The following is a 13069-nucleotide window of genomic DNA, read 5'->3' as shown; positions in this document are numbered from 1 at the left end:
GCGGCGGTCCGGCGGTGCGTGGCGCGTGGGAATAGAATAGCCCGGCCGCCAGTTGGTGGACATGGAAACCAAATAGGTTCCCCGGAACCCTTCGAGGAGGGCACTCACACCATGAGCACCATCCAACTGACCCCCGAGATCGATGTCCGCCGCGCCGAGGACCGGATGAAGTCCCGCTTCGACTGGCTGGATTCCAAGCACTCGTTCTCCTTCGGCCAGCACTACGACCCGTCCAACACCCATCACGGGCTGCTGTTGGTCAACAATGACGACATCGTGGATCCCGGAACGGGTTTCGAGACCCATCCGCATCGCGACATGGAGATCGTCACCTGGGTGCTGCAGGGCTCGCTGGTGCACCAGGATTCGACCGGCCACAACGGGGTCATCTACCCCGGCCTGGCCCAGCGCATGAGCGCCGGAACCGGCATCCTGCACTCGGAGAAGAACGACTCCTGGCGGCTGCAGGGGGAGGAGCACCGCGATCCCGTGCACTTCGTCCAGATGTGGGTCGTGCCCGACGAGCCGGGCATCACGCCGGGCTACGAGCAGCTGGAGATCGAATCCGAGCTGCTGGCAGGCGGATTGGTGCCGGTCGCGTCCGGAATGCCCGAGCACGATGGCAACGCCGCCATCCGGATCCGGAACAAGTACGCGGCCCTGCACGCCGCGCGGCTCGCGCCGGGCCAGTCGGTGCAACTGCCGGAGGCTCCGTTCCTGCACCTGTTCGTGCCCCGCGGCACCGTGCAGCTCGAGGGTGCGGGTGAGTTGCGCGCCGGCGACGCGGTGCGGTTCACCGCGACCGGCGGCCAGCAGGTGACGGCGACGGAACCGGCCGAAATCCTGGTGTGGGAAATGCACGCCACCGTCCGGTCGTGACCTCGGCGTGTGTCGATGACCGCCACCATGGATATACCCGCAACTTCCGGGAGGCCGATATGACCTACACCTCCGATGCGCCCGCGGACCGGCAGCGCCTGCGCGAGGCCTACCTGCGCCCGCCCGCCGAGCGCGGCGGCTCGACCGCCCGTGGCCTGCACCACACGGCGCTGATCAGCAGCGACGTCGAGCGAACAATCCGGTTCTATCAGGATCTGCTCGGGTTTCCGCTCACCGAGCTGATCGAGAACCGCGACTACGCCGGGTCCTCGCACTTCTTCTTCGACATCGGCAACGGCAATCTGCTCGCGTTCTTCGATTTCCCGGGCCTGGACGTCGGGCCCTACGCCGAGGTGCTGGGCGGGCTGCACCACCTGGCGATCTCGATGGAACCCTCGCGCTGGCAAGAGGTTCTGAGTCGCCTGGACGCGGCGGGCGTGGCGTACGAGACGCACAGCGAGGTCTCCGCGTACCTCCGCGATCCCGACGGGGCCCGGATCGAATTGATCGCCGACCGGCTCGGCGAGATGTACGGCCACACGGTGCTGTAGAACCGGGATCGGCCGGATTGCGCTGGTGCGCAACGGGTTCAGCTGACTAAGCGCCGGTCGGCCCCGCGGGGGCGGTGAGCGATGCGAAGACCGCATCCAGCTGATCGTGGGCCTGGTCGATTTCCGTTGCGCGCCCGGCAAAGTGGTGCAGCAGTGCCCGCTGGAAGATGCCGTCGATGGTGACGTAGACCGTGGCGGACGTCCATGCGGGCTCGGCGCCCGAGAGTTCGCAGTAGCGCGAGACCACCCGCCAGATCATCTCCTCGCGGCGCGACTCGATGTCCAGCACGTCGTCGCGGAAGGAGTCGTCGAACAGGCTCTGGTTGCGCAGGTCGTACCAGAGCCGATGAACCGCGGCGTCGGCCTCCAGCGTGCCGAAATACATTGCGGCGAAATCGGTGTGGAGCTGCTGCGCGCTCTGCGCCGCGGCGACGACCTCGTCGTACCGGGTGACGCAGACGGCCTCGTACTGGCGCACGGCGTGGGCGATCAGGTCCAGCTTGTCGGTGAAGTAGTAGTGCAGCACCCCGTGCGAGTACTCGGAGTTCTGTGCGATCTCGCGCAGGCTCGTGCGGGCGTAACCGAGCTCGGCCAGCGTGTGCAGGGTCGCCCTGGCCAGCTCGGTTCGGCGCGCCTGGAACTTGTCGCGGGCGCGCTCTTCCACGCGGGCTTTGGGGTCGGCGACCTGAGTCACGTTCTGTCCTGTCGGCCGGGTCACGTCATAGCTGTCCTGATGAGTGTAGCGGTGTGTGTTTCACGCTCTTTTGACAAGTGTCCAGAGAAGTCTTGACGACTGTCAAGGAAAGTCTTGACGACTGTCAAGATTTCCGCCTACTGTGGCCTGGAACACACCGCATGGCGGTTGTGTCCCACATCGCACTCGCGGATTTCTCCACACTCGACGAAGAGGTATCGACATGACTAGTTGCAACCTGGCCGGACGTACCGCGCTGGTGACCGGCGGGGCCCAGGGTCTGGGAGCGGGCATGGCGCAGGCGCTGGCGGCGGCGGGCGCCTCGGTGGCGATCGGCGATGTCAACGTCGAGGGCGGCCAGATGGCCGTCGAGAATCTCCGGCAGTCCGGTGCCAAGGCCGAGTTCGTCGCCTTCGACGTCACCGACGACGCCGCCTGGGAGGCCGCGGTCGCCACGACGGTGCAGGCTCTGGGCGGGCTGGACATCGTCGTCAACAACGCGGGCATCGAGGTCACCGATCTGCTGGTCGACCTCGACCCCGTCGCGGCCACGAAGATGCTGGAGGTCAACCTCCTCGGTACGGCCCTGGGCATCAAGCACGCGTTTCGCGCCATGCGCCCGGGCGGCGCGGCCGGAAACGGCGGAGCCATTGTCAACATCGCGTCGGTCGCGGCGACCATCGCCTTCCCCGGCATCAGCATGTACTCCGCGACCAAGTCCGGCATCGACCGTCTGACCAGGGTCGCGGCGGCCGAATCCGGCAGGCTCGGGTACGGGGTGCGGGTCAATTGCATCTACCCGGCGCTGACCCCGACCGCCATGGGTAACAAGCTCGCCGTCGACTGCGCCGAGCTCGGCCTGTTCCCCTCTCCCGAGGCCGCCGCTCAGGCGGTCGCCGAGCTGACCCCACTCGGCCGCCTCGGCCAGATCGACGACATGGCCGATGCCGTTGTCTTCCTCGCCTCGGACGCGGCGAAATTCATCACCGGCGCGGGCCTGCCCGTCGACGGCGGCATGGGCATGTAGCCGGCCGGTTCCCATACATCACAACAGCTTTCACCGATACCCGACCTATCGAGGAGTTCAGTCATGCCCACCGACAAGCGCGTCGTCGTCTACGGGGCCTCCGGCTACACCGGCCGCCTCATCTGTGAGTACCTGCGCGAGTACAACATTCCGTTCCTGGCCGCCGGCCGCGACCACGGGCGCGTCAAGGCCGCGATCGATGCCGTACCGGGCATCGACACCGTCGACCACGAGATCGCCGAGGTCGAGCACACCGCCGCCGCGCTGACCGAGGCGTTCCGCGGGGCGAGTGTCGTGCTCAACACCGTCGGGCCCTTCGCCCGCTACGGTCACGAGGTGGTGCGGGCCTGCCTGGAGATCGGGGCCCACTACACCGACACCAACGGCGAGCAGAACTGGATGATCGAGGCGGAAGCCGCGTACAGCGCCGAATTCATCTCGCGCGGACTGCTTCTCACGCCCGGCCTGGCGCAGATGTACTCGATCGGCGAGATCGCCGCGAACATCTGCCTCGAGACTCCGGGGCTGGATACCCTCGACATCGAGGTGTTCTGGAAGGGGCATCCCACCGTCGCCTCGACCAACACCATCCTCACCAACGCGGCCTTCGCCAAGGCGTACTACCTCGAACAGAACGAATATGTCGAGTGGCCGCCCGAGGAGGGGCTGTACACGGTCAGCGTGCCGGGCCAGCACGAACTGGGCCTGGCGCTGCCCTGGGGCGGCACCTCGCATCCGGTGTGGTTCAAGAACGATCCGCGCGTCGCCAATGTCCGGGCGCTGGGCGGGGTGTTCAATCGTCCACTGATGCAGGGAGTTCCGGTGCTGGTGGCCGCGGCGCTGCAGCAGATGGAGGGCAAGTCCGAGCAGGAGAAGTACCGCATCATCGACGAGCAGTCGGCGGCCATCCGCAGCGAGATGCCTCCGCGGGAGAATCCCCGGGTCAATACCTCGCTGGATTCGGTTTACGCCTCCGGTCCACTTGGACGCGCGCACTGTGTGATTCACGGTAACTGCAACTACAAGCAGACCGCGCTGCTCAACGCGCACGCCGCCGCCGCACTGGTGCAGGGCCCGCCGCGGCGCACCGGATTCGCCTCCAGCTGCCAGGCTTTCGGGTATCGCGAACTGCTCGGGACGCTGCGCTCGTTCGGCCTTGTGCTGGATCCGATTGTCTCCGTTCACCGCTGAGGCCGACGATGCGTCTCGCGGATTATCTCGACAAGGGCGCCTCGCTCGGCCGCGAGGCGCCCTGCCTCACCACCGGTGGCGTGAGTGCCAGCTACGGCGAGGTTCAGGACCGATCCGTCCGCATCGCCGGTGCGCTCCAGCACACGGGCGTTGCCGCGGGGGATCGGGTGGCGGTGCTGTCGGCCAACGACCCGCTCGCACTCACCTGCGTCTTCGGCATCTCGCGGGCGGGTGCGGTGTGGTGCCCGGTCAATCCCCGCAACGAGGCCGGGGAGAACCGGGAACTGTTCGCGCTCTTCGGTTGTCGGCTGCTGTTCTTCCAGGAGAAGTTCGCCGGGCTGGTCGACCGGATCCGCGGTGAGCTTCCGCAGTTGCAGTGGCTCGTCTGCCTCGACGGTGACGTCGAGTGGGCGACCCGGTTCGACGACTGGCTTGCCGCGCACGGGGGCGAACCCGACGAGTCGCGCCGGCCCGACGGCGGCCTGTGCATGCTGGCGGGCACCGGAGGTACCACCGGGCGGCCGAAGGGCGTGCGGCTCACCGAGGACAACATGATGACCGCGACCGCCCTGGCCCTGATGAGCTATCCGTTCGGCGAGCGGCCCAGGTATCTCGCGCTCGCGCCGCTGACCCATTCGGCGGGCGTGCTGACCTTCCCGATCCTGAGCCTCGGCGGTGAGGTCGTGATCATGCCGGCGCCCGACATCGGCGAGTTCCTCGCGTTGATCGAGCGGCATCGCATCACGCACGCGTTCCTGCCGCCGACGGTCATCTACGGTGTCCTGGACCATCCGGATCTCGACCGCCGCGACCTCCGTTCGCTGCGATGCCTCTGGTACGGGGCGGCCCCGATGTCGCCGACCCGGCTCGAGGAGGCGCTGCATCGGATCGGGCCCGTGCTCGGCCAGCTGTTCGGCCAGACCGAGGCACCCAACATGATCGCCACCCTCGCACCGGCCGACCATTTCCGCCCGGACGGTTCGATCGCGACCGAGCGGCTGACCTCGGCGGGCCGGCCGACGCCACTGACCACGGTGGCCATCATGGACGGCAAGGGCGCCCTGCTGCCCCGGGGCGTGCGCGGCGAGATCGTCGTGCGCGGCCCGCTGGTGATGGACGGCTATCACGAAAACCCCGAGGCGACAGCCGAAGTCGGTGCCTTCGGGTGGCATCACACCGGTGATATCGGATATCTGGACGACGAGGGGCTGTTGTTCGTCGTCGACCGCGCGAAGGACATGATCATCACCGGCGGGTTCAACGTGTACTCGGCGGAGGTGGAGCAGGCCCTGCTCGCCCATCCCGCGGTCAAGGATTCGGCGGTCGTCGGGCTCCCCGATCCCAAGTGGGGCGAACGTGTCACGGCCGCTGTCGAACTGCGCGCCGGCCACGAGATCGCGAGCGCGGACATCATCGCCTTCGTCAAGGAGCGAATCGGAAGTGTGAAGGCGCCCAAGGACATCGAGATTTGGTCCGAACTTCCGCGCTCCAAGGTGGGCAAGATCCTGAAGAAGGAGGTTCGCGCGACGATGCTGGAGGCGCGGACGAGCTGAACCGGGTCGTCGCACCTTGTGTGTATGGCGACCGGAGCGCAGCCGGCGCCGACCGCCGTCCTCGCTGGGCAGACCCTGCCGTGGCTGCTGCTGCGAGCGTGGGCGGTCATCACGGTGCTCGCGACCTTCGCGCTGGCCATCGCGTGGTGGCGTCAACGCGATCACGTCCGCGACATGCGGCCGACGCTCGGCTTACTGCTGCTTGCGGGAATGATCTTCCTGCCGTGGGCGCTGGAGTGGGGACTGCTGCGCTAGTGAAGGTCAGCGGCGAGTCGATCCCAGGCGGGGGCACCACCCGGCATCGTCCAGGCACGGGTGCGGGTGAATCGCATCGGTTCCGTGACGCACAGGTCGGCGATCTGCCGCTGCGCACGCTCGGCGAACGTCCGGTACGCCGGGTGGTCCTCGCCCTTGGTCCGCGCGATGTCCGCGAGGACCGAGCGGTGCTCGGCCGCGATGAGGTCGAGCAGTGCCGACCGGGAGTCGTCGGTGTCGCCGCGTCCCAGCAGAAGCGCTGGGGGAGTGACGTTTTCCGCGAGCGCCGCCGCCAGCCGGGCATGACCGTCCAGCAGCACGTACCCGTCCAGGCAGCTGGCATCCCACAGCAGGACCGGCGGCAGCACCTGCTCACGAACCTGCCTGCGAAAGGCCTTCACCCGGGCCGCATCGACCTCGGGCAACGGTCGCAGCGGCAGCACCCCGTTCCAGCCGCGCGTCCAGCTCAGATACGCGTACGGATGCTCGGACATCAGGTCACCGCGAAATGTGTACGGCGGCAGCGACTCCGGGGTGCGCAGGAGCCAGCGTCCATTGTGCAAGGGCCCCAACGGATTATCCGACAGGTGGCCGGCGAACCAATGCGCCCACGACAACGACGGCTCCGGCGTTGATCCCGGCGGCGGGAGTCGCCGCGCCTGTGTGACCCGGATCGGTGGAATCGGGGACCGGTATCGGTCCGTGCGCGCGACGTGCACCCCGGACCGGTCCGTCTCCACCCGGGCCAGCACCACCACGCCGGTGTCCTGCCGCAGTAACAGACGACGACCCGAGGTGACCTCCCACCGCAGCCCGGGCCTCGCCGGTCGCTCGACGCACAGTTCCAGGCAGTCCCGGCTCAGCACAGTCCGCAGCATGCGGCCGATGGTATCCGTCGTCCGCACCCCGCTCCGCGAGTCGCCACGATGAGCAGCGGCGCGCGCGGGACAAGTCCGCCCGCTCCCCACTGTGGACCGAGTCCGAGCGGCTCACCGGGGGTTCCGTTGCGGCCAACGCCTGGTTTCCGCCGCTAGTGTGCACCGGTTGCGCGGGTGAACCGGGCCGCGAGCGCCCGGAGATGAGTCGACAACTCCGGAGGCGATTCGACATCGAAGTCGAGGTCGAGTATGCCGATTGCCAGCGCGGCCAATGCGTAGGAGTCCGTTGCCATTTCGAGGCGGCAGGTGTGTTCGTCGATGGGCGTGACGATGCCCTGGGCGCGGCCGGTGAGCGCCTCGGCGGGGGCGTGGACGCGGATGATGCAGCGGTACGGCCACATGGCGAAGCCCAGGGTGCGGCGCAGGTACGCGGCGACGTCCCCGTCCGGGGAGGAGCGCGGGGTGAAGCGCGGACCGTTGGGGGTTCGCAACGATATTCGGTCGATGCGGAAGGTACGCCAGTCGGCGCGGCCGGTGTCCCAGCCGACGAGGTACCACCGGTCGCCCCAGTGCGCGATGCGGTGTGGTTCGACCGCGCGGCGGGCCTGCTCGCCGGTATGGCTGGTGTAGTCGAAGCGCAGAGTCTCCGCGACGCGGATGGCGGCGGAAATCGCGGTCAGCGTGCCGGCGTCGACGGCCGGGGCCGGGTCGTGCCGAGGCGACATGGTGACCACCGCCCCGCGCAGCATGTCGACGCGGTGGCGCAGCCGAGCCGGCAGCACCTGCTCGACCTTGGTCAGCGCGCGCACGGATGCGTCCTCGATCCCGGCGACCGTGCTGGTCGTATTGGCCTGCAGGCCGAGGGTGACGGCTACTGCCTCGTCGTCGTCGAGCAGCAATGGGGGCAGGGCCGCGCCCGCGCCGAGACGATATCCGCCGACCGGTCCCATCATCGCGTGCACCGGATATCCCAACGCGCGCAACCGATCCACGTCGCGGCGGACCGTGCGAGTGGTGACAGCGAGCCGCTCGGCCAGTTCGGTTCCGGTCCAGGCGCGATGCATCTGCAGCAGCGACAGTAGGCGCAGCAGGCGGGCGGGGGTGGTATCCGGCATGTCTCGATCATCTCGCACCAGTAGGACCGATCCTGTCCTACATGCGGTCGAAGATCGTCTCATGACCGAAACCTCTTCCGCGATCACGCCTTTCCGCATCGACATTCCGCAGGCAGACCTGGACGACCTCCACGACCGGCTGGCCCGCACCCGCCTGCCCGACGCATTGCCGGGCGTCGGCTGGTCCTACGGCGTCGATCGGGACTACCTGATCGACCTGATCGAGTACTGGCGCACCGGCTACGACTGGCGCGAACAGGAGGCCCGGCTGAACAAGGTTCCGCAGTTCACCACGGAAATCGACGGGCAGCACCTGCATTTTCTGCACGTGCGCTCACCCGAGCCGGACGCGACTCCGCTGATCGTGACCCACGGCTGGCCCAGCACACCGGCGGACTTCTCGGACATCATCGGCCCGCTGACCGATCCGCGGGCGCACGGCGCGGATCCGGCCCGCGCGTTCCACGTGGTGGCGCCGTCGGTGCCCGGCTTCGGGTTCTCCGGCCCGACCCTCGACTCGGGCTGGGACGTGCCCCGGATCGCGCGGGCGTGGGCGGAACTGATGCGGCGCTTGGGCTATCGACACTACGGTGCCCAGGGTGGCGACTACGGCAGCCTCATCTCCGGTGCGCTGGGGCGAGTCGCCCCGGACAACGTGATCGGAGTGCACCTGAACGCGCTCGCCGACGCCGCGACACCGAGCGGGTCCGGCCATGATCTGGCGGTCCTGTCGGAGTCGGACCGCGCCAAGGCCGCAGCGAACCAGATCTGGTGGTTCGGGCACAACGGCTACGCGACCCAGATGGCCCTGCGCCCGCAGACCATCGCCTACTCGCTCAACGACTCCCCGGCAGGCCAGCTGGCCTGGAACCTGGAATGGTTCGTCGACTGGGACCCAACCGCCACCGAGCAGACGCCCATCGCCCGCGACGCCATCCTGACCGACGTCACCACCCTCTGGCTGACCGGCACCGCCGGCTCGGCGGCCCGGATCTACCGCGAGTCGGGCTCGTCCTGGGGCAGCAAACCCGCCCCCTCCGGCGTCGCGACCGCCGTAGCCAACTTCCAAGGCGACCGCGCCGTTCGCGGCCTGGCCGAGCAGGCCCACCGCATCGTCCGCTGGAACGACTACCCGGTCGGCGGCCACTTCGCGGCTCTCCAGGCCCCGGCCGAACTCGTCACCGACATCCGCGAGTTCTTCGGCTCCCTCGATCGATGAGGGTTCGGGCAGTTGTGTATGGAAATTTCGCCACCTGAGTGGAGTTTTCGCTGGTTGGGACTACCGTGGAGGGTGCGCTCGCACCGGATGCGTCGACCAGCCCCAGCTGCGCCGAGGCGGCGGCTGATCGGGTGCAACAGGCGATACAGGCTGGTGACTATCGGAGGAGCTGAGGCCTCATGGTGTTGGACACCCTGGCATTCTCCCTGGCAGTGATACTTCTGGCGACGATCATCATCATGCTCGCCATGGGCCTGTCCGAGCTTCCCGCCCCGCCGAAATCGACCCACTGCCATCGTTGCTCCAGGTGGATGCTCGACACGCATCGCAGCAGTGACGCGATGTGCCTGCGCTGCCGGATGAACGCAGCCGTCCACATCCTTGCGCCGCCGCGCGGCTAGGTGCGCGGCTGGACATCGCCGAAGGCGACGCCGAGCACCCGCCCGCCCGCGCTCAGGAGGGCAACTCGACCACCGCGATGGCCGACGCGACCAGGCTGCCGAGGTAGAGCGTGCCGTCCTGTTCGACGACGCCCGTGACCATCGCGTAGTGGTCGGGTTCGCGTTGCAGGTCGTGCACGAGGGCGCCGTCGAGCGAGTAGGCCTGCACCCATGCGGAGCGGATCGGCTTGGGCTGCAGCGCGTCCGGGATCGCGTAGGCGATCCGGCGCAGGATGCCCGGTAGCGGAAGAAGCTTGTCCAGTAGGGGATTTCGCGGGCTGACGAGGGTGACCCAGCACAGGCCGTCACTGCCCAGGGCCATGTTGTCGGGGAATCCGGGCAGGTTCTCCACCAGGTAGTCGCTGGTTCCGGCGCGTGGGCCGGACAGGTGATAGCGGGCCACCCGGTACCCGGCGGTCTCGGCGACCAGCACACAGGAGCGGTCCGGCGCCAGCACCACCCCGTTGGCGAATTGCAGTCCGTCCAACAGGGTTTCGACCCGGCCGTCGGGCAGGCGGCGCAGCAGGCGCCCGGTGCCGGAATGCTCGTAAAAATCGGCCATGTAGTGCTCGAACGGGTACCGCCGGGTGGAGGCCGAGAAATAGATCGTGCCGTCGGTGTCGGCGACCACGTTGCTGGCGAAGTTCAGGCGCTCGCCGTCCACCTCGTCGACGAGCACCTCCAACTCGCCGTGCGGCTTGTCCAGCCGGAGCAGGCCTCGCTCGGAATCGCAGATCAGCAGCGCGCCATCGGGTTCCGCGTGCAGGCCCAGCGGCCGCCCACCGGTGTGCGCGATCTGCTCGACCGTGCCGTCGGCGGGATGCACGGCCAGGATCGGCCCGCCGCTGATCCCGGTGACGAGCCTGCCGTCCGCGGCCAGCACCACATCCTCGGGACTGCTCCCGGGCAGCGGCAGCAGCCGGGGCACGGGCATCGGCGGCACACTATGAGGTTCGCGGGCACGTGCGGGCGCCTGCGGCGGTGTCCAACGCTGAGGCTGTAGCGGCATACCCGAAACGTACCGTCGAGGCGGTCCCGTCGGTACCGTTCGGGCCGAATGATGTGCGTCGCGGACGACGCCGACGGCGTAGGGCACGATGGATTTCATGATCGACGCGGCGCGGCTCTTGGACACGGCCCTCGCGGAGGCCAGGCTCGGACTGTCGGAGGGTGGCATCCCGATCGGTGCGGCGTTGTTCGACGCGGACGGAAAGCTGCTGGGTCGCGGGCGCAATCGGCGCGTGCAGTCCGGGGATCCGAGCCTGCACGCGGAGATCGATGCGTTCCGCAACGCCGGGCGCCGGCGGGACTATCGCGACACCATCATGGTCACCACGCTCTCGCCGTGCTGGTACTGCAGCGGGCTGGTGCGGCAATTCGGGATCGGCGCGGTGGTCGTCGGGGAGTCGCGAACCTTCACCGGCGGCCACGACTGGCTCGCCGAGCACGGCGTATCGATCACGGTGCTGGACGATCCACGCTGTGTCGATCTGATGACCAGGTTCATCGCCGAGCGGCCCGAACTCTGGTTCGAGGACATCGGCGTCCCCGAGTAGCGGGTGTCAGCCGAACAGTTTCAGCAGGTCGGTCTTGCCGAACATGGTGGCGGAATCCCGCGCGGAGGGGGTTCCGGCGTCTGGATCGGCGCCCGCGGCCAGCAGCTTGCGCAGGATCTCGTCCTCGCCCTTGAACACCGCCCCGGCGGCGGGCGTCTGGCCCCGGTCGTTGGCCCGGTCGGGGTCGGCGCCGCGATCCAGCAGCACCGCGACCGCGTCCGGATGCCCGTGGTACGCGGCCAGCATCAGCAGGGTGTCGCCCCGGTCGTTGGTCAGATTCACCGGCGCCCCGGCATCGAGGTACGCGGCCAACGCGGCCGCATCACCCGTGCGGGCCGTGTCGAAGATCCGGCCCGCGAGTTCGATCAGTTCCGGATCCATCCCGTCGGTGTCCACGAAACTACTTCTACCACCGCCGGCGAATGGCGGTTGCGAGGGGAGCCCGGCGGTTTTGCCGCCCGCCGGGCTCCATCGTGCCGCCCATTTCGCACCACGTTGCGGGGGAGGGAACGGATCAGGCTGGTCTGCGACGCGTCCTACCGTTGGACCATCTCCGCATGAGAGCGCGGAGAGCCGGATACGAGCCGGCACCTCGTCGCGGTCGCCCGTTCCTCAGCCTCCTGTGGTTCGGCGGCGAATACTCAATCTGGAGCGAGAGTCTGAGCTTGCGGCGGCTGCCTCTACCACTTGGGCTACCCGGGCCGAAGGCTGCCCGGGGCGGGATTCGAACCCGCACTGATACCGCTGAATCAGGTTCATCTTCAGTTTGAGCTTCGCGCTCCTCGCGCTTCCCCCGCCCTGTGCAGGCGGGGGAATTCCATGGATCCGGGTGGAACCCGGATTCGATCAGCGGAACAGGTATTCGAACAGGGCCGCGCCGACCTTGTGATCGGCCACCTCGGTCGAATTGGCCTCTTCCCGTGCGAATTGTACTGCCTGGCGCAGCTTTTCGATCCGGTCGGTCAGCTCGTTGATGCGCCGGGCCGGCAGCGCGCCGGAGAACTTGGTGGTCGTCCAGTAGCCGATCGCGATGTCCTCGTAGTACACCTCGACCTGCGCCGGGTGCTTCTCGGTGGCCTCGGCCTTGACGTGGTTGCGCGGCACCTTCTTGGTGCGGATGGTGCGCACCGGATCGGTGCGCCACGTGTCCGAGGAGTCGTCGAACACCCACGCCTCCGCGGCATCGAGCACCGGCAGCTTCTTGACGAAGGCGAGCAGATCGGTCAGCTGCTTCTCGAGAAACAGCAGGTACGTGACGGGTGCTTCGGACAGCAGCGTGCGGCCGTCGATGGTCACATCCGCCCGGGCCTCGCAGTTCGCCCAGTCCTTCGTCGCGGTCACGTCGAACAGCCGGGTCAGCGTGTCCGCGGTGCGGCGCAGCACATCCTCCGACTTCACCTGCACGCGAGTCGATTCCGGCGGCAGCTGCTCGCCCTCCTCGTCCTTGGGCTGGTACGTCCGGGAGATGCCCGCGAGCAGGGCGGGCTTCTGCAGGGTGGCGTGCACCCCGGCCAGATCGCGCAGCGCTCCGCTCTTGACGCCCTTCTCCACCGCGATGATCTGATTGAGCTTCGCCATGATGCCTCCCTCCCCGCACAGTCTCCGTGCTTCGATTCCGAAAAGTGTTCCGCCACACCCGAGATGGGTTCCAAAGTGGACCCGCGAGTGATGTTTGAGCCGGGAAGCGTTGGCCCCCAGCGCCGAACCGACG

General features: G+C 68.2%; 15 protein-coding genes. 9 read left to right on the top strand and 6 right to left on the bottom strand.

Translation table 11 applies throughout. The features are described 5' to 3' along the window. The first annotated feature begins 111 nt into the window (after nt 1-111). Nucleotides 112-879 (top strand): pirin family protein, encoded by a 768-nt coding sequence (locus tag KO481_RS33170; RefSeq protein WP_215922438.1) that lies wholly within the window; start codon nt 112-114, stop codon nt 877-879. A 59-nt stretch (nt 880-938) separates the two neighbouring features. Then, on the top strand, nt 939-1430 hold the full coding sequence (locus tag KO481_RS33165) for a VOC family protein (RefSeq protein ID WP_215922585.1): 492 nt from the start codon (nt 939-941) through the stop codon (nt 1428-1430). 46 nt (nt 1431-1476) lie between these two features. Here KO481_RS33165 and KO481_RS33160 read toward each other — a convergent pair whose 3' ends face one another. Continuing rightward, nucleotides 1477-2124, bottom strand: a complete 648-nt coding sequence (locus tag KO481_RS33160) for a TetR/AcrR family transcriptional regulator (RefSeq protein WP_215922437.1) — start codon at nt 2122-2124, stop codon at nt 1477-1479. Nucleotides 2125-2347: 223 nt separating this feature from the next. Between KO481_RS33160 and KO481_RS33155 the strand changes: the two genes are divergently transcribed. From KO481_RS33155 to KO481_RS33140, 4 genes are all read left to right on the top strand, one after another. After that, the gene (locus tag KO481_RS33155; protein WP_215922436.1) at nt 2348-3151 is read left to right on the top strand and encodes an SDR family NAD(P)-dependent oxidoreductase; all 804 of its coding nucleotides are present in this window, start codon (nt 2348-2350) and stop codon (nt 3149-3151) included. A 63-nt stretch (nt 3152-3214) separates the two neighbouring features. Beyond that, nucleotides 3215-4342 carry a DUF5938 domain-containing protein gene (locus KO481_RS33150; protein WP_215922435.1) on the top strand — a complete coding sequence of 376 codons (1128 nt, stop codon included), beginning with the start codon at nt 3215-3217 and terminating at the stop codon, nt 4340-4342. Nucleotides 4343-4350: 8 nt separating this feature from the next. After that, a complete protein-coding gene (locus KO481_RS33145) occupies nt 4351-5895 on the top strand; it encodes an acyl-CoA synthetase (RefSeq protein WP_215922434.1) in 1545 nt (514 codons plus the stop codon). Nucleotides 5896-5919: 24 nt separating this feature from the next. Beyond that, the gene (locus KO481_RS33140) at nt 5920-6150 is read left to right on the top strand and encodes a hypothetical protein (protein WP_215922433.1); all 231 of its coding nucleotides are present in this window, start codon (nt 5920-5922) and stop codon (nt 6148-6150) included. Here the strand turns inward: KO481_RS33140 and KO481_RS33135 are convergent. Continuing rightward, nucleotides 6147-7028 carry a hypothetical protein gene (locus tag KO481_RS33135; RefSeq protein WP_215922432.1) on the bottom strand — a complete coding sequence of 294 codons (882 nt, stop codon included), beginning with the start codon at nt 7026-7028 and terminating at the stop codon, nt 6147-6149. The genes KO481_RS33140 and KO481_RS33135 overlap by 4 nt on opposite strands. A 152-nt stretch (nt 7029-7180) precedes the next feature. After that, entirely contained in the window at nt 7181-8143 is a 963-nt protein-coding gene (locus KO481_RS33130) for a helix-turn-helix transcriptional regulator (RefSeq protein WP_215922431.1), read from the bottom strand. Nucleotides 8144-8204: 61 nt separating this feature from the next. Between KO481_RS33130 and KO481_RS33125 the strand changes: the two genes are divergently transcribed. Further along, a complete protein-coding gene (locus KO481_RS33125; protein WP_215922430.1) occupies nt 8205-9362 on the top strand; it encodes an epoxide hydrolase family protein in 1158 nt (385 codons plus the stop codon). A 179-nt stretch (nt 9363-9541) separates the two neighbouring features. Continuing rightward, nucleotides 9542-9763 (top strand): hypothetical protein, encoded by a 222-nt coding sequence (locus KO481_RS33120; protein ID WP_215922429.1) that lies wholly within the window; start codon nt 9542-9544, stop codon nt 9761-9763. A gap of 52 nt (nt 9764-9815) precedes the next feature. Here KO481_RS33120 and KO481_RS33115 read toward each other — a convergent pair whose 3' ends face one another. Next, entirely contained in the window at nt 9816-10736 is a 921-nt protein-coding gene (locus KO481_RS33115; protein ID WP_215922428.1) for an SMP-30/gluconolactonase/LRE family protein, read from the bottom strand. 172 nt (nt 10737-10908) lie between these two features. On the opposite strand from KO481_RS33115, the gene KO481_RS33110 reads away from it, so the two are divergent. After that, entirely contained in the window at nt 10909-11358 is a 450-nt protein-coding gene (locus tag KO481_RS33110; protein ID WP_215922427.1) for a nucleoside deaminase, read from the top strand. A gap of 6 nt (nt 11359-11364) precedes the next feature. Here the strand turns inward: KO481_RS33110 and KO481_RS33105 are convergent, their stop codons facing one another. Together KO481_RS33105 and KO481_RS33100 are read right to left on the bottom strand one after the other, a co-directional pair. Then, on the bottom strand, nt 11365-11739 hold the full coding sequence (locus KO481_RS33105; RefSeq protein ID WP_215922584.1) for an ankyrin repeat domain-containing protein: 375 nt from the start codon (nt 11737-11739) through the stop codon (nt 11365-11367). 465 nt (nt 11740-12204) lie between these two features. Further along, nucleotides 12205-12936, bottom strand: a complete 732-nt coding sequence (locus KO481_RS33100) for a DUF7873 family protein (RefSeq protein ID WP_215922426.1) — start codon at nt 12934-12936, stop codon at nt 12205-12207. Between the last annotated feature and the right edge of the window lie 133 nt (nt 12937-13069).

Origin of the sequence: Nocardia albiluteola (assembly GCF_018860155.1) — a bacterium.
Lineage (GTDB): Bacteria > Actinomycetota > Actinomycetes > Mycobacteriales > Mycobacteriaceae > Nocardia > Nocardia albiluteola.
Note: the sequence above shows the minus strand (reverse complement) of the source record. Positions and strands in the feature narration are given on the sequence as shown.